Origin of the sequence: Pedobacter sp. CFBP9032, from assembly GCF_034045265.1 — a bacterium.
In the GTDB taxonomy this organism is placed as follows: Bacteria; Bacteroidota; Bacteroidia; order Sphingobacteriales; family Sphingobacteriaceae; genus Pedobacter.
Genome location: NZ_JAXCWE010000008.1, coordinates 156,279 through 173,700 on the forward strand (window position 1 = coordinate 156,279; position 17,422 = coordinate 173,700).

Consider the following 17,422-nt stretch of genomic DNA (forward strand, 5'->3'; position numbering starts at 1 on the left):
AATTTGAAAACAAAAAGACCGGGCTTGTGCCCGGTCTCAAAATTATAATGATATTAAAGCGAGATTATGCCGGAATTTTTCTTGGCACTTCACGCTCCCAGAATCTGTGCATAGCAATCATCTGGGTGAATAAATCTGCTAATGAGTCCACATCATCAGAAACAATTACACCTTCGCGCAATACCGTTTCTTTCGAGTATTCTGCCGGAAGTTTCTTAAAAAAGTATCCAGCTTCCAATACCTGAATCGCACCAGCATCTGCTGCAATGGCTTTGCAATGTTTAAAAGCTTCATTTAAGAAGTGAACAGCATTAGCTTCGGCTTCTAAACTTGCGGCACTATTGGTTCCGCCCGGTACATAAACTGCATCGTAAAGAACGGAAGCGGCAGTTAAGAAGCTTTCATCAACCTGAATTTTCTGGTCTTCGGCAGAGGTAATTTCGCCCAACTTAGGCGCAATAATATGCACTACTGCTCCCTGAGCAACTAAGGTATCTTTAACTTTACTTAATGATTTTCCATCTACACCATCGGCCGCCAGAATGGCTATCTTTCTGGTTTCAATAGAATCTTTAATGGTATTCGCCATGCTTAACGCTTCAGATTTCGCTAAAACACCTTCTTTTTGTTCAGGTGTGTAATCTTCCGGATCAGCATCTGCAGGAACACTTCCATTTAGTTCATTAAGCGGAATCTCTGGCACATGTAAACCCAAGTTATAGGCAACCGCAGCCGCTAAACCTTTTTCTATATGTGCCAAAACGCCAAGCATCCGTTCACGAATGTCAACCATTTTCACCTTACCCAATTCAAAGCTCAGGGCATCAATAATGTGGTTTTTTTCAGGATCAGACTGACTGTTGAAGAATAACCTGGCTTGAGAGAAATGATCTAAAAAGCTTTTGCTTCTCGCCCTGATTTTTCTGGCATCAATGCGTTCATTGTAGCTGGTAAATCCACCATCTGCAGTTGTTGTTTGCTTTGGATCGTTTGCAGCAATTGCATTCGGACCATAGCTGGTTTTGCCCCGGTTAATGGTTTGACGCATGTGACCATCACGCTGATTATTATGAACTGGAATTACTGGTCGGTTAATCGGAATTTCGTGGAAATTTGGTCCGCCTAATCTGATTAACTGCGTATCTGTGTAAGAGAAAAGTCTTCCCTGCAATAAAGGATCGTTAGTAAAATCAATCCCCGGCACTACGTGTCCAATATGGTAAGCCACTTGTTCTGTTTCTGCAAAGAAATTATCCGGATTCCGGTTTAATGTCATTTTACCAATGCGCTGAACAGGCACCAATTCTTCGGGAATGATCTTGGTAGAATCCAATAGATCGAAATCAAATTTAAACTCATCTTCTTCGGATACGATCTGAACGCCTAATTCCCATTCCGGGAAAGCACCAGCTTCAATAGCATCCCAAAGGTCTCTTCTATGAAAATCAGGGTCTTTACCTGATATATTTTGCGCTTCATCCCAGGCAACAGCATGTACGCCAAGCAACGGTTTCCAATGGAATTTTACAAAATTTGATACGCCGGCTGCATTTACAAATCTAAAGGTATGCACACCAAAACCTTCCATCATGCGGTAACTTCTTGGCAAAGCCCTATCGCTCATGGCCCACATAATCATGTGTGCAGATTCTGGAAGCAATGAAATAAAATCCCAGAAGGTATCATGTGCAGAAGCAGCCTGAGGAATTTCATTATCCGGTTCAGGTTTTACTGCGTGAATCAAATCTGGAAACTTAATCGCATCCTGAATAAAAAACACAGGCATGTTATTTCCAACCAGGTCAAAATTACCTTCCTGGGTATAAAATTTAACGGCGAATCCCCTTACATCTCTCGCTAAATCTGTAGACCCTCTTGAACCGGCTACGGTAGAGAAACGCACAAAAACAGGGGTTTCTGCACCTGGATCACAAAGAAATGCCGCCCGGGTAAGGTCTGACATATCTTCGTAAACTTTAAAAATACCATGGGCGCCAGATCCTCTCGCATGCACTACACGCTCAGGGATTCGCTCATGATCAAAATGCGTGATTTTTTCCCGCAGGATAAAATCTTCCAGTAAAGTTGCGCCACGATCGCCCGCCTTAAGCGAATTTTGATCGTCACTGATTTTCACACCGTGGTTTGTTGTTAGCCTTTGTCCGGTACTATCGGCTACAAATTCTTCCAACTTGGTGGTTTTATTATTTTCAACCTGTTCTGGTTTACTTGTATCTGCTGATTTCTTAGCCATTATATCTTCCCTCTATGCCTCCTCGGCTGCTTTATAATTAATTTCTTTTTCGGCAACATCAGATAGTTTTACATCTGCACTTTTCTCTTCAGCAAGTGTTTGCTTTAAAATTTCAGCTACGTCTGATAAACCCAGAGTGGTAGCCAGTTGTGCTAAACCGCCATATGAGGCAATTTCATAATGTTCTACTTTTTGCGAAGCTAAAATAATCCCTACATCTCTGGTTGCAGTACACGGTTCGGTTTCTTCTACAATGCCCTCCCCTTCCTTGGTAATTCCTTCCATGGCATCGCATTTTTTGGCTATTGCCTTTTCGCCAAGTAATTCAAAAATCTGTTCCAATCTCGAAACATGAGTTTTAGTTTCTTCCAAATGTGCTTCGATAGCAGATACTAATGCGGGCGAAGTTGCAGCAGAGATCATTTTTGGTAAATTTTTAACCAGATGATTTTCGGCCCAGTAAAGGTCGCGGATACCATCAGTAAAAAGTTCTTGAAGCGCTGGAGATGAATCTTTTGTTGGTTTAGTACTTAATTTTGGTTCAGTACCGCTTTCCTGTTTTTTCATATTAATGTGATGTTTATGTTGATCGGTGCCTGGTTTTGGTTCGTTTTGTAACGCTGAAATGAAACTAAATTTTCAATTTCCAAACGCAAGCCGAGCCATTTCAGACTTATGTTTTGCCTGTAACAGGCATATTTACAACCTCCCCCGCATCCAAATGGTTTTAAGAGTTTTCAAAGTATTAGTACGCGAATTAATCCTTATCGATTTTACAGGATAGCCTGATAAGTTGATTAGTTCTATCTGGAGGGCACTTCAACAGCTTTTTGAATGATTTGTTCCTTATTTATTGATTTCAAAAGCCAAACTTTAGCGCAAGTTTATGGTTTTGTTTGCATGGAAAATATCGACCAACTGATAATCCCTGCCGCCAGAAAAGGCGAAATGGAGGTTTTGCAAGAACTTGTTCGCAGAGGTGCGGACGTAAACACCCGCGATGAAAAAGGATATACGCCATTAATTATCGCATGTTATAATAACCAATTGGAAGCAGCCCGTTTACTTTTAACTGCGGGTGCCGACATTAACGCCGCTGATTATGGAGGCAATACGGCATTGATGGGGGTAAGTTTTAAAGGCTACATTGAAATTGCCAAAATTTTGCTCGAAGCTGGTGCACAACTCGATCTCCAACACGGAAATGGTGGTACAGCGCTGATGTTCGCCAGTATGTTTGGCAGAAATGATGTGCTTCAATTATTGCTGGAAAAGGGCGCAAATACTGAAGTTAAGGATGCCCGCGGACAAACAGCTGCAGATCTTGCTGTGATGCAAGGCAATGAGGCTGGCCTGGAATTATTAAACGCTGCGCTATCCAAATAATAAGTACCATAAAGTAATGTAAGTTATACGTTAAGAACGCGGAGAAATACGCATTCCTGTAATTAACTAAACCAATACTTACTACTACATGTTGTACAAAGAAAAAGGATCAAATGGAAAAGATGGAAAGATTAGCAGCAAAGGATTACCAATCCATAGGCTATTTAAGTGTGGCACAACCTGAACTAAAAGTTCACAGTGAGCGTAAAACAGGTTTAGAATCTAAAAGCAGAACAGCTGCAAAGATTTTAAACCTTAATGCCGGACCATCTGCTGGTGAGGCGTTGCAAAACCCAAAAGGTGAAATCAGAATGCTCACCGTACCTGCACCACGTAAAGGAATAAGTGGCCTCCTTTAATATTTAGAGCAGTTAGACTGCTCTAAATATTATTATACTTTTTGCTTCGACTACCATTTCCTTTAGCACTTCAAATTTTTCGAATTGATCACGGTTAGTTCCGGTATTGATTATTAATTTCCAATTCCCTGTGTTTTTTTGTTCCGGAAACTTAATAACCTGATCTTGATTGCCATGATTAAAGAGCAGCAAAAAATCGTCTGTAGAAATTTCACCTTTTTCGTTGTTTTGAGCCTTAACCACCTTTCCATTTAAAAACAATGAAAAGCAGGTAGCAGTCTTCCAGTCTTCTTCTTTCATTAGTAAGCCTGTTTTTGAAAACCAGAAAATATCATCACTTTTATTTCTTCCGGAAGATGTAAGGTTTGTCCAATCCTTTCGGTTAAAGACTAAATTTTCGCGTTTGAGTTGGAGCAATGACTTTGTGAAAGCAAGAAAATCGTGATCCACATTTCCCCAGTCTAACCAGCCTAATTCATTATCCTGACAATAAACATTATTATTTCCAGCCTGGGTTTTCCCAATTTCATCTCCAGAGGTAAGCATAGGCACACCTTGCGCCAGAATAAGCGTGGTGAATAAGTTTTTACGCTGTTTGGTTCGGAGCAGATTAATATTTTTATCGTCAGTTTCGCCTTCTACTCCGCAATTCCAGGAATGATTTTCTGATTCTCCATCTTCGCCATTCTCTCCATTCGCATCGTTGTGCTTTTGGTTGTAACTCACTAAATCCCTCAAGGTAAAACCATCATGTGCCGTAATGAAATTAATGCTTGCCGAAGGTTGCCTGTCGTTTTTATGGTAAAGATCCGGACTGCCTAAAAACCTATGACTAAAATCGCGGAGGCTCCTTTTTTCCCCTTTCCAGAATTTTCGCATGGTATCTCTAAACTGATCATTCCACTCCGACCAGCCGGACGGGAATTTGCTAACCTGGTAACCACCTTCGCCAACATCCCAGGGTTCTGCAATCAATTTAACCTGAGAAATTACCGGATCCTGCTGAATAATTCCCATAAAGGCGCCGCTCATATCCACCTTTTGTGTGCCCCTCACCAGTGTTGAAGTAAGATCAAAACGAAATCCATCTACATGCATTTCGGTAATCCAGTAGCGTAAACTATCCATTATTAAACGTAACGCAGCTGGTGAAGTTGTATCTATAGTATTGCCTGTTCCGGTATAATCGGTGTAATAACGGGCATCGTTTTTTTCCAGGCGATAATAGGACAGGTTATCTATTCCCTTGAAACAGAGTGTCGGTCCTTTTTCATTTCCTTCAGCCGTGTGGTTATAAACAACATCTAAAATTACCTCGATTCCTGCCCGATGCATGGCTTTAACCAAATCTTTGAATTCCGTCACCTGACTGCCGGCATCACCGGAACTCGAGTAACCAGAATGCGGCGCAAAAAAACCGATGGTATTATAACCCCAGTAATTCTGCAACCCTTTATCAATTAAATGACCATCAGATATAAACTGATGTACAGGCATTAGCTCAATGGCATTAATTCCCAATTCCTGGAGGTACCTGATGCTTTCTGGATGGGCTAAGCCAGCATAAGTTCCCCTTAAATTGTCTGGAATTTTTGTATTCAGCTGGCTAAATCCTTTAACATGTAACTCATAAATTATCAATTGATGCTTTGGAATTTCCAAACGCAGGTCACCTTCCCAGTCATAAGCCTGGTCTATCAACATTGCTTTCGGCACAAAAGGGCCGCTATCGTTGGTTGAAGGTGTCAGATCAGCATTTTTACTGTTTGTGTCGTAGCCAAACACGGCTTCGTTCCATTGAACAGATCCGCTAATGGCTTTCGCATAAGGATCTAAAAGTAGTTTTTGGCCGTTAAACCGATAACCTTCTATCGGGCGATAGGGTCCATAAACCCGGTACCCATACAGTTGGCCCGGCCCAATCCCTTCGAGGTAAATATGAAAAACATCATGTGATCTGTCTTCCACGGCTATTCTTTGCAGCTCCTGGTTTCCCTCATTATAAAGACACAGCTCCACCCTTTCTGCATGTTTAGCAAAAAGAGCAAAATTGGTTCCTGTTCCGTCACAAGTGGCCCCCAATGGGAAAGAGCGACCTGGCAATAACTTCCATCTCGGCATATCTAATTGTAAATAGTATTGTATTGCGGGAACAGTCTCATTTTAAGATCAGTTTTGTATTGGGGGTGCCGAACTGAGTAATGGGATAACTTCCCGTATTTCTCCCGCTGAAGTTTGTTTAAATACAGCACTGCAGCTTAACAATTCTGGATAGCGCCGGGATGAAACGGTGAAGCTATCTTTTCTTAAAACGCGAAAATGCCCCCTGGCTGTTACGCTTCGGGGGCAGTTTAGATACGTTTAAAATTTAATAGGTTTACTTTACTCCATAAAGGGCCATTATCTTTTTAAAAATATCTGTATTGGGGTAAACACCCATGAAATTTTGTGATCCCGGCCCATACGTAAAAACGGGCACCATGATGTTGGTATGGTCATCTGTGCTGAAATTTCCACGAACAGTCCCTTTTTTATAAGAAGCATCGAGTAAGGAAAGTCCGCCAGTTTCATGATCTGCAGTTACAATCACCAGCGTTTCACCATCCTGATCGGCAAAACGTATGGCTTCACCAACCAATCGGTCAAAGTCATGCAGTTCGGCAATGGTATAAGGCAAATCGTTTGCATGGCCACCGTAATCAATCTGTGCACCCTCCGCCATAATAAAAAAGCCTTTTTTATTTTTTCCCAGCATTTCAATGCTTTTCAAAAATGATCTTTTGAGCATTTCGCCCCTGCCTTTTAACATGCTTCTGGTGGCTGAATCTTCCAGCAATACCAATTGCTTTCCTGAGGTAGCAGATTCAAAGGCTTTCAAATCATTCTGAAGCTGATAGCCTTTAGTTGTTAGCTGAGGCATCAGGTTAGCATTTTTATTTTCGGTGAAACTTTTTCGTTTTGAACCAACCAATACCTCAATCGGGCTATTTTGAAAATCAGCTGCAATTTCCTGCGACATGGTTCTTTCAATCTGGTGGGCATAAAATGCTGCTGGTGTAGCATCGGTAATATCCCCGCTGGTAATAATGCCACTTTTAATACCAAGCGGCGCTAAAATTTCAGGAATGGCAGGTAGAGGTTTGCCATCAACACCTACGCTAATGTATCGGTTATTGGTTTTCTGCCCGGTGGCCATCGCGGTGGCCCCGGCGGCAGAATCTGTAAAATCAGAATTTGAAGCTTCAGTTCTGGAGAACCCAATATGTTTGAGGTTTACCATATTCAGCTGCCCAAAATTAGCACTTAAACCAGCCTGAATTTGAGCTAAGCCCATTCCATCTCCAATTAGCAAGATTACGTTTTTTACCTTTTTTGGTGAGCCATCACTTTTATAGGTTGGCTGGTAAGGTTGATAGCTGTTTGGATTTACATACTCCAGTTTTTCACGGTTTTTATAGAACTCACTTAAGGCTTTCGGCCGATCGGTCCCAATCCAGTCTACGCCCATTTGCTCCAGTTCTTTCCAGCTGTTCGGGCTATCTTTAGTTCCCCAGAACCGAAAGGGTTTGCCCATCTGGTGCGCCGCAGCAATTACTGCTTTCATTTTTTCAAGGTCGGGCGGAGTTGGTGTGCCCTTCCCGTTCCAAACCGAATAATTCGCAAGATCATCGCTAATCATGCCAATGTGTGTCAATTGTTCTGCTGTATAATTTCTTCCGGGGCGGCCATCAAAGGAAATCATGGGAGGATAGTTTTTAAACTCATCTGCCGGAGGCACATCACCACTCACCACTATTTTAATGGCAGCTGGGTTTTTCAACTGGTCGAAAATAAATTCTGAACCCTTAATCGCTTTCAATAACGTAGCGAGAACATTTCTGTAATCTTCCTTAATATCAATAACCAGTTGGAGCTTCTGCGTGGTATTGGCATAAGGCTTATTTCCGTTTTCTTTAAAAAAAGCCACAAGCGGATTGATGTAAATCTTATTTAATGTTCTACCTGGTTTGATTTCAGTACTATCATGCGCTACAAAAAGTTCGCCGTTGCGGTAAAAAACATCTGCCTCAATAGCACCCAAACCTGAATAATAAGCCTCTAATAATGGGATTTGCTGTTTGTAATCGTTATGACTGTGTCCGTTAGAAGCATTCAGTTTCTGCTGCGCAGAAACTGAATGAATGCCCAGACTGATTAATAGTATCCAGAAAAATTTAGATCCCTTTACCATCCTGCATTTTGTTTAATTATACCAGAACTATTATCTATTTCGCGTTGTGGCACTGCCCAAACATCATGAACCTGAGGATTAAAAGTTCTTGCAGGCCAGATCACCGATCCATCAAAATCATGCAGTGGTTGAGCATAAGTTGCCTGCGCATCTCCCCACCTTACCAAATCGCGGTGACGGTCTGCAAACTCTCCGGCTAATTCATTGCGGCGCTCGCGCTTCAGATCGGTAAGTGTCATTCCTTTCTTGGCAGTCAAACCTGCTCTCACCCGGATTCTGTTCAACTCCGTATCTCCGGCACCTGCGCCACTCACATTTATTGCCGCTTCCGCCTTAATTAAAAGCACTTCTGCGAATCGCATTAGTGGTACATTTAAATCTGTTGTACCGTTATCGCCATTTGGATTAACATGCGTTGGAATAGGATTAGCATAAGTAAACGGTTCCATATATTTTTTAAACTGATAGTTTGAAGTAGCACCTGCATCTTTAGTAAAAGTACGTTCGGTACCGAAAAAGGTAAATTTATCGCCAGGTTTTAAAATGGTTACCTCACGGCGCTGATCGCCTGCTTCGAAAGAATCATAAAGTTCTCTTGTTGGCAAATAATAACCCCAACCGTTATAAATGCCCCAGGCTTTATTGGTTAACATTACGCCCGGCAACTTGCTGCCCCAGCCGGTTCCGCCACCGTTAGGCGTACACACCACCGACCAGATATACTCTTTAGACCAATTGTTAGCAGCCTTAAATACATCTGCAAAGCTGGCCAACAAATCATGCTGACCAGAAGCAATCACCAGATCTGCATATTTAGCAGCGTTAACATAGTCCTTTTTAAACAGGTAAACTTTAGATAGATAGGCCCATGCCGCAGTTTTGTGTGCTTTACCAAAATCAGCAGCTTTCATTGCAGAAAAGTTAGGCAAATTATCTGCAGCTTTCAAAAACAGGGAAATAATGTAGTCGTAATTCTCATTTACATTATTAGCCCTTGGGATGGCAACAGCAGCATCAGCATCCGGCGTTACAATCGGTACACCTGCTTTATCGTTTCCATAGTTTGCAGCCAGTTGGAAATAAACCAGTCCGGCATTAAAATAGGCATCACCAATAATCTGTTTTTTCAAATTATCATCCATCGAAATGGCCGGCACATTGGCAATAATATCGTTAGCTCTTTTAATAATGGCATAACGCAGGCTCCATTGCGATTCTGTATAACCACCGCCAATATAACTGCGGTTAAAGTTTTTGATGTTATCGCCTTCCGGTTTGTTTCTTCCGGTTACCATATCATCGCTGGCATTAATGAACCAGAACATACCTCGTCCGTAAAAATCTTCTGAGTTGTAGTTTTCATACATTCCGGCTTCGGCCTTAATGGCATCTTCTTTTGTTTTCCAGAAATTTTGTGCCGATGGCGAACCTTCAGGAGTAATATCAAGTTGTTTAGTGCAGGATGCAAAAGCAGTAATTGCAATCAGCGCCAGGTATTTTATATTCGTTTTCATGTTTTTAGAAATTATAGGTTAACGCTTAAACCGAAGATGAAACTTCTTGCCTGCGGGTAACGGCCAACGTCAAGGCCATTGTTGTCCATCCCGATTTCCGGGTCAAAACCAGAATAATTGGTAATCGTAAATAAGTTATTCGCGGTAGCATAAACCCTTACCGCACCTGTTTTGAGTTTGCTGGTGAGCGATTTTGGTAAACTGTAGCCCAACGTTACGTTCCTGATGCGCAGGTAAGAACCGTCTTCGATGTAGAAATCAGAAGCGTTGAAGTTTCCATTATTATCGCTGGTAGAGATAATGGGTACTTTACCACCTGGATTTTCTGGCGACCATGCATCCAGAATGCCAACCAATTTGTTGTACGATGGTCCGCTGGCACTATATGTAGTTCTTTTTACCGCATTAAAAAGTTTGTTTCCCTGAACGCCCTGTGCAAAAATGTTGATGTCGAAATTTTTATAGTTTGCGTTAAAGCTTAAACCGTAAGAGAAATCCGGATAGGCGCTCCCTGCAAAATAGCGGTCTTTTCCATCAATTGCCCCATCTCCGTTAAGATCTGCAAATTTGAAATCTCCGGCTTTTGCATTAGGTTGAATTTTCTTTCCTGCTGCGTTTTTATAATTATCAGCTTCTGCCTGACTCTGGAAAATACCATCTGTTTTTAAAACGAAGTAACTGTATAACGGCTGCCCTACTGTGATTGCCAATGGGGCTAATTCATTTCTGAAATTTGTGCCAACGGCAATGGTATTTAAGCCCGGAGCCAATTCTTCTACTTTATTGTTAAGTTTGGTAAGCGTTGCATTCACCGAATAAGTAAAGGCGGTATTTTTTGCGCTATTGTAAGTTAAGCCCAGCTCAATTCCTTTATCTTTTACCAAACCCGCATTAATGGTTTGAGAACTTAATCCCGCCGTACCCGGAAGTGACCTGGTGAGGATCATTTTATCGGTTTCCTTAATAAAATAATCAGCCACTAAACTCAAGCGATCAAGCACGGTAACGTCTAAACCAATATTGGTTTGTTTACTTTCTGCCCAGGTTAAATTTCTATTGGCTAAAATGGTTTGAATATAGCCATTTTGCAAGGTTGGCGTTTGCCCGAAGTAACTCTGCGTAGCGGCGAGTAATGGATTTACAGCAGAAGCGGATAAACTGCCAAGGTTACCCAAAACCCCATAACTTCCTCTTAACTTCAGTTCATTTAACCAGGTGGCAGATTTTAAAAATTCTTCTTTGTTAACTGCCCAGCCCGCAGAAACAGAACCATAGTTTCTAAACCTGTTTTCTTTAGCAAGCATAGATGATCCATCACGCCTGCCGATAAAAGACAACAGGTATTTTTCTTTGTAATTATAATTTGCCCTCAAGAAAACCGAAGAAATTGATCTTGCATTAAAATAACTGGTAGAGGGTTGAATAATAGTTGCATTAGTTAGATAGCGATATTGATCAGACTCATCATCAAAACCTGCGCCAGACGTATATAAACCATTATTTTTTGTTTTTTGAAAAGTATAGCCTCCCGTAAAATCAAGCTGATGAACGCCAATAGTTGTTTTGTATGTTAATACCTGCTCTGCCAGTAGATCTGTAGAAGCATCTGACCTTTCTACCAAACTATTGCTTAAAACTGGTTTACCAACTTCGGGTCTTTTTGGAATAAAGTTTTTAAATTGAGAATCTGATTTCGTAATACTCAAGTTAGAACGGAAATTCAATCCCTTTGCCAGCTGCAAGTTTGCATAAGGATTTACCACCAAAACATTTACCGGGTTATTGATATCAATCCGCTTCAATTCAGCAACAGGATTCACAATATCACCGTAATCACCTGCATATTGCCCGCCTGGCAAACCAGCAAAGCTGCCATCCGCATTATAGGGTGTACCATTCCTCGGGTAATAAACGGCAGATAATAGCGCACCTGTATAATCATTACTGGTATTTGCGCCGTTTCCATTGGTACTGCTGTAAGATAAATTTTCACCAACCTTTAACCAGGGCGTAAGTTCGTGTTCAGAATTAATCCGGAAATTATACCGTTTGCTTTTGGTGTTCAAAACGATTCCTTCCGCATCGCGGTAGTTGAAGCTAAGATAAAAATTAGATTTCTCTCCACCACCATTAACTGCTGTACTATAATCCTGAAGCAATGCATCTCTGAATACTTCATCCATCCAATTCGTTCTGGTAGTTTGTCCATCCGGATATTTCGTAAGATCAAACGCTGGCAAAATGGTTGTCCCACCGTTTCTGGCAGCAGTTGCAGCCACTTGTGCGCGTTGCGCAGCATTTAGTGTTTCTAATTTTTTCCAGGCACTTTGTTGCCCAACCTTGGCATCAAAGCTAATCTGCATTTTGCCTTTTTTACCTTTTTTAGTCGTGATTAAAACCACACCGCCAGATGCACGTGCACCATAAATAGCAGCTGATGCATCTTTTAGCACCGAAATGGATTCAATATCATTCGGGTTAAGTTGTGGTGTACCCAGGAAAATGGAACCATCAATTACATAAAGTACGCTCTCGCCATTAATCCCACCTGCGCCCCTGATATTAATCCGTGGTGTCGACGTTGGATCGCCACCTTCGTTGGTTACAATCACGCCAGGAGATTTCCCTGCCAACACTTCGCCAACACTATTTACAGATCTGGAAGAAAGCTTATCAAGTGAAACCAGGCTCACCGCACCCGTTAAGGTTTCCTTTTTTTGCGTACCATAACCTACCACCACTACATCGGCCAACATGGAGTTTTCCTCGCTTAGGGTTACATTAATAGATGGATTGTCGCCAACTGTTATTTCTTTGGTTCGGTAACCAATCATAGAAAAGGAAAGAACCGTTTGTGCGCCTACTTCTATCCGGTAAGCACCATTGGCATCGGTTGTGGTTCCGCTTTGCGTACCCAATACCTTTACCGATACACCTGGCAAAGCCAAACCCGTAGAATCTTTTACTACACCCGTTACAATCCGGTCGGGCTTATTAAAAGTGGCATTGTTTAAAATAACATAGTTTCCTTTTTCTTCTACCCGAAGGCCCAATTTATCTAACAGGGAACGTACAGGTTCCATTTGGAAATTGCCGCTTAACTGCGTATTGGTACTTTGCAAAAGATCTGGATTGTACACAAAACTTAAACCAGAGATACTTTCAATTTCACGAACAATTTCGCTGAGTTTACGGCCTTTGCTTATTTTAATGTTAACCTTACTTTGTTCTAACCGCTGGGCCATGCCTGACGATGCCAAAAGTGAACTGCAAAAAATGCATAGGATTGAAAATGTTAAACATGAATATTTCATGATCTGATAAAGAGATAAAGTCCTCTTGGGTGAGGTTGTTTTCATTGTTTGATTGTTTGGATAAATTAAAAATTATTGCACCTGTTCTGTTAGCTCAATGCGGACAGGATGGAATGATCTGCTTATTCATTATTTGTAAATTTTAAATGTTTGGTGGTTTTGATCTGAATCAAACTTCAGGTGATGAAGACTGCAAATCAGATCAAGAATCTCCTCTGGCCGCTGTTCGCTGCTAAAGGTTGCCGTTGTTTTCAAGTCTGCCGATGACTTATCGCTCAGCAATATTTTAATATTATAGGTGTATTCCATCCGTTGGATAACCTGTTGTAAGGTTGCTCCGGCGAAATCAATTTTTACAGGGCGTGTATGCTGTATCACTTTCAGGATAGATTTTCCCGTTACTTTATTAAACTGGAATTTTTGATTCTTAACCAGTGTGCCCAATAAGGTAGCTTGTTTTTGAATGGCCACCTTACCTGTAGAAACGGCAACTTCTACATGGGCATTGGCTCGATAAGCACGGATTAGAAATGACGTTCCTAAAACGGTTACCTTTAAATGAGCTGGCAACTTTACCTGGAAAGTTCTATTTTCTTCGTGGGCAATGGCGAAAAAAGCTTCGCCTTCAATCATCGAAATTTCACGAGTACGGGAATTGAACTTTGCCGGATAAATTACCTTAGCTGAAGGCGCTAAGGTAATCTCAGAACCATCGCTTAATATGATTTTCTTCCGCTCCCCAACACGGGTTGATGCGGTAATAAGTTCGACTGTGTTTTTGGAGTGGTCACTTAATTTCCAAATGGAAAAAGCAACAGATGCCACCAAGACAAGAGCCGCAGCCATTCTGACCCATTTGGAACTCAAGTTTATTTTCTTTGAAGCTTGACTGGCAACCGCATTTTTAATGTTGTTTAACATCGCTTCGCGGATTAATCCTTTTTGTACCGCCCCGATTGGTTTTTTGGCAGCATCCAGATTTGCATACCAGTTTTCTACAACATCCCTTTCTTCAGGGCTTGCCTGCCCGTTCGCATATTTTTCCAGTAGCTGCTTTGCTTTTTCTTCGCTCATTTGTAAACACGTCGTTTCAAAAAAGAAAGGGTACTAACGAAAGGTGTTACCAGTAAGTTAAGTTTAGGTTAACCACACAAAAAGGCGATAATAAGGATATAGGATAGGTTTTCGCGAAGTATTTTCATCGCTGCTGTAATCTGATTTTTTACGGTTTGGACCGACACATTCAACTCACCTGCAATTTCTTTCACTGTTTTATCTTCCTGTCTGCTCATTGAAATTACGAGGCGCATCCGTTCGGGCAAACATTGCATGGCGGCCTCCACCTCCCGCGCAGTATCCAGAAAAATTAAGTTTTCATCTGGGGCATTTACCTTTTTCTGGTTCATCAAAAAGGCAAATTCGTTGCGGTGAACATCTTTTATAGCATTTGAACGATAATAATCTACGATCCGGTGTTTCACTGCGCCGTATAAATACCCGGAAAGATCACCAGTCAATTCTAGTTTATTCCTTTTTTCCCATAGGGAGATAAAAATTTCCTGCGTAATATCCTGGGCGAGTGCCGCATCACCAAGTTTTTTGAAGGCAGCATCGAACACGTTTTCCCAATGCGCATGGAAAATTTGCTCCATGGCGAAGGGATCATTGTTTTTTAAGGAAGCCATTAAAATGTTACTCAATGCCGTTCGTTTGCTGCGGCAAAGCTAGCGCCCCAATATTCCCTCAATATTAACAAATCTTAAAATCTGATACTGCAGCGAAAGCCCCAAATGCAATGCGGTTACCCTTGCTATTTTGATTAAGAATTTTTCAATCTATAAATGCTGCTGAGTTTGAATAAGAATGAAACATTGAAAACCTGATTTAAATTAGCTCGCCGCAAATTATAGCCTAAGGGAATAAATACTATTTTTTGAAAAAAAATTGAAATATAAATCACTGATAATCAATCAAAATTAAAACAGTCTAAAACATTATTTAGATCTAAATGTTGGCTTTAAAATCGATAAGTATCTCGGTTATTATACTTTACAATTTAAATCATTTATCATGAAAAAAATTTTTATCTCAAGCTTATTTTCGGTAGCATTATTTATGGGTGTTGCGAAAGCCCAAATTCAAAAAGGCAATGTATTAGTGGGTGGAAACTTAACTAACATCAATCTTGGATTAGACGATCCAAAAATCTTCAGTGTAGACATTACACCTAAAGCTGCCTGGTTTATTCAAGACAACATCGCGTTGGGTGGTTATGTGAACTTTGGTTTACAAACTACTAAAAATGCGCCAACTACAACTAGTTATGGTGTAGGTGCATTAGGTCGTTACTATACTGGTAAGGATGTTGAAGTGTTAAACCACGGACGTTTCTTTGCAGAGGCAACAGTTGGTGTTGGTGGTGTTAACGTAAGTAGAGGTGGTGGTAATACCAATGGTCTTAACTTAAGTGTTGGTCCTGGTTTTGCCTACTTCATTACACCAAACATTGGTTTAGAAACCTTATTAAAATATAACGGTTTAGTAGGATTCGGTTCTGCTACTACGCAAAACAATTTAAACCTTTCTTTCGGTTTCCAGATCTATCTTCCAGGTCAAAGAACAGCTAACAAAGTAAAAAGCGATATCCGTAACTAATAAGAATTAAATTTAAAAAAAGCCAGTATCAATGCATGATACTGGCTTTTTTGTTTTGGAGAATTTTTTCGTTGATCGTTGGCCGTCTTTCGTTGGTAGTAAAATCTTAGGTTATCTACAGGACTTTACTTTCCGCATTTCGTCCTTCCTATTATCTATTTCCCATTTCCAACTTTAAACTTTTTATCATTTTTCGTTGAGGCTTTAGACTGATGACTCCAGACTTATGACTTACGACTTACGACTCCAAACTCCCTTCTAATACCCCGGATTTTGCGTCAACCTCGGGTTCAGCTGGATTTCCCTTGTTGGAATCGGGTACAGTGCCAAATTAGGCGTTACATTTCCGATCAATCCGTTTGCGGGAACGAAATTAGTTTTGTGTGCCTGCATCACCTGCACAAAGTTCCCCCATCTAATCAGGTCAAACCATCTTTCGCCTTCAAAGCAAAGTTCAATGCGTCTTTCATGACGAATGGTTGTTCTGGCATCAGCCTGAGATAAACCAGATTTTGCATCAAGGTTGGAACGGGTTCTGATTAAATTCAATTGAGTTAATGCCTGATCAGTTTTACCATTTTCATTTAAAGCTTCAGCATATAACAATACGATATCAGCATAACGAAGTACCGGCCAATCGTTATCCCCCTCGCTATTGGCGGCCACGCTTTGATAAATAAACTTTTTGGCATAATAGTAAACCAGCGTACCAGAACGATAAACGCCAATAGCAGTATTTAAACGATTATCTCCAGCTTCAAAAGAACCAAAAAGATCGGGCGTACCGCTATTATTACTATTTCCGGTTACCGCTGTAATGGTGGTGCCAGAAGGTTGTGGAACAAAACTCCGGGCAAAGGTATTTCCCTCTCCAAAACCACCACCTAAATATTGAACCGAGAAAATAATATCCCGGTTATTATCCTTGCCCAGGCCGAAAACCTGATCATATGGTAATAAAGTACCAGCCGTGGCCGATACCGTTGCCAGGATACTTTCTGCCTGCTGAAATTTATTCTGGAACATATACACCTTACCTAAAAGTGCATTGGCGGCAATACTGGTTGCCCGGCCAATATCTGTTCCGGTATAACTGGCCGGCAAAACAGCGGCGGCTTCCGTTAAGTCCTTTTCTATTTGGGCATAAACGGCAGTAGCGGTTTCCCGGTTATAAGTATAGGCTTGCGCTTCAGAAGTAATTTCATTTAATACCAATGGTACGCCACCAAACATCCGAACGAGGTTGAAATACATTAATGCCCTTAAAAATTTGGCCTGACCAATGTAACCATTGCGGTTTGCAGTGCTCATTGGCGGTGTATTAACATGATCGAGTACAATATTTGCGTAGGCAATAGTGGCATAAAACCTTCCCCAAGCGCTTTGCAAATTAGTAGAAGCCGGTGTCCAGGTTAGTTTATCCTGCTCACCATACAGCACTTCACTTTCTCCATAAGTCTGACTGTTATCAGAAGGAAGTTCGCCAAAGCCATATTGTTCGTTATAAATCGGGCGAAGACTACTGTAAGCGCCTGTTAACGCAGAGCGGATATCAATCTCTGTATTATAAAATGTATTTACCGGAATAATGCCTTTTGGTGTTAACTCGACAAAAGATTTTTTACAAGAGGTAGTCGCTACGCTTAAAATTAACATAGAGATACCGCATATAATGATGTTTTTAGTTTTCATGATTTTTCAGTATTAAG

12 protein-coding genes are annotated in these 17,422 nt (G+C 41.1%); 3 read left to right on the forward strand and 9 right to left on the reverse strand.

All coding sequences use genetic code 11. From position 1 onward, the window contains the following. Positions 1-64 precede the first annotated feature (64 nt). Positions 65-2,254, reverse strand: a complete 2,190-nt coding sequence (katE, locus tag SOM16_RS15655) for a catalase HPII (RefSeq protein ID WP_320464938.1) — start codon at positions 2,252-2,254, stop codon at positions 65-67. Positions 2,255-2,266: 12 nt separating this feature from the next. Then, a complete protein-coding gene (locus tag SOM16_RS15660) occupies positions 2,267-2,821 on the reverse strand; it encodes a ferritin-like domain-containing protein (RefSeq protein WP_320464939.1) in 555 nt (184 codons plus the stop codon). A 267-nt stretch (positions 2,822-3,088) separates the two neighbouring features. Here SOM16_RS15660 and SOM16_RS15665 point away from each other — a divergent pair, with 267 nt between their 5' ends. Further along, a complete protein-coding gene (locus tag SOM16_RS15665) occupies positions 3,089-3,640 on the forward strand; it encodes an ankyrin repeat domain-containing protein (protein WP_320464940.1) in 552 nt (183 codons plus the stop codon). A gap of 122 nt (positions 3,641-3,762) precedes the next feature. Further along, positions 3,763-3,999 (forward strand): hypothetical protein, encoded by a 237-nt coding sequence (locus tag SOM16_RS15670; protein ID WP_320464941.1) that lies wholly within the window; start codon positions 3,763-3,765, stop codon positions 3,997-3,999. A 12-nt stretch (positions 4,000-4,011) separates the two neighbouring features. Here SOM16_RS15670 and glgX read toward each other — a convergent pair whose 3' ends face one another. The 6 genes from glgX to SOM16_RS15700 form a co-directional block, all read right to left on the reverse strand. Next, on the reverse strand, positions 4,012-6,120 hold the full coding sequence (glgX, locus tag SOM16_RS15675) for a glycogen debranching protein GlgX (protein WP_320464942.1): 2,109 nt from the start codon (positions 6,118-6,120) through the stop codon (positions 4,012-4,014). A gap of 256 nt (positions 6,121-6,376) precedes the next feature. Next, positions 6,377-8,230: an alkaline phosphatase gene (locus tag SOM16_RS15680; protein WP_320464943.1), complete on the reverse strand. Its 1,854-nt coding sequence runs from the start codon at positions 8,228-8,230 to the stop codon at positions 6,377-6,379. Then, positions 8,224-9,744 carry a RagB/SusD family nutrient uptake outer membrane protein gene (locus SOM16_RS15685; RefSeq protein ID WP_320464944.1) on the reverse strand — a complete coding sequence of 507 codons (1,521 nt, stop codon included), beginning with the start codon at positions 9,742-9,744 and terminating at the stop codon, positions 8,224-8,226. Before SOM16_RS15685 ends, SOM16_RS15680 begins: the two co-directional genes overlap by 7 nt. Positions 9,745-9,755: 11 nt before the next feature. Further along, the gene (locus tag SOM16_RS15690) at positions 9,756-12,989 is read right to left on the reverse strand and encodes a TonB-dependent receptor (protein ID WP_320464945.1); all 3,234 of its coding nucleotides are present in this window, start codon (positions 12,987-12,989) and stop codon (positions 9,756-9,758) included. A gap of 198 nt (positions 12,990-13,187) precedes the next feature. Continuing rightward, positions 13,188-14,132 carry a FecR family protein gene (locus SOM16_RS15695; protein ID WP_320464946.1) on the reverse strand — a complete coding sequence of 315 codons (945 nt, stop codon included), beginning with the start codon at positions 14,130-14,132 and terminating at the stop codon, positions 13,188-13,190. Between the two features lie 68 nt (positions 14,133-14,200). Further along, the gene (locus tag SOM16_RS15700; RefSeq protein ID WP_320464947.1) at positions 14,201-14,758 is read right to left on the reverse strand and encodes an RNA polymerase sigma-70 factor; all 558 of its coding nucleotides are present in this window, start codon (positions 14,756-14,758) and stop codon (positions 14,201-14,203) included. A gap of 370 nt (positions 14,759-15,128) precedes the next feature. On the opposite strand from SOM16_RS15700, the gene SOM16_RS15705 reads away from it, so the two are divergent. Then, positions 15,129-15,713 carry a hypothetical protein gene (locus tag SOM16_RS15705; protein ID WP_320464948.1) on the forward strand — a complete coding sequence of 195 codons (585 nt, stop codon included), beginning with the start codon at positions 15,129-15,131 and terminating at the stop codon, positions 15,711-15,713. Positions 15,714-15,971: 258 nt separating this feature from the next. On the opposite strand, the gene SOM16_RS15710 is transcribed toward SOM16_RS15705, so the two are convergent. Further along, entirely contained in the window at positions 15,972-17,405 is a 1,434-nt protein-coding gene (locus SOM16_RS15710) for a RagB/SusD family nutrient uptake outer membrane protein (RefSeq protein ID WP_320464949.1), read from the reverse strand. Positions 17,406-17,422: the final 17 nt, after the last annotated feature.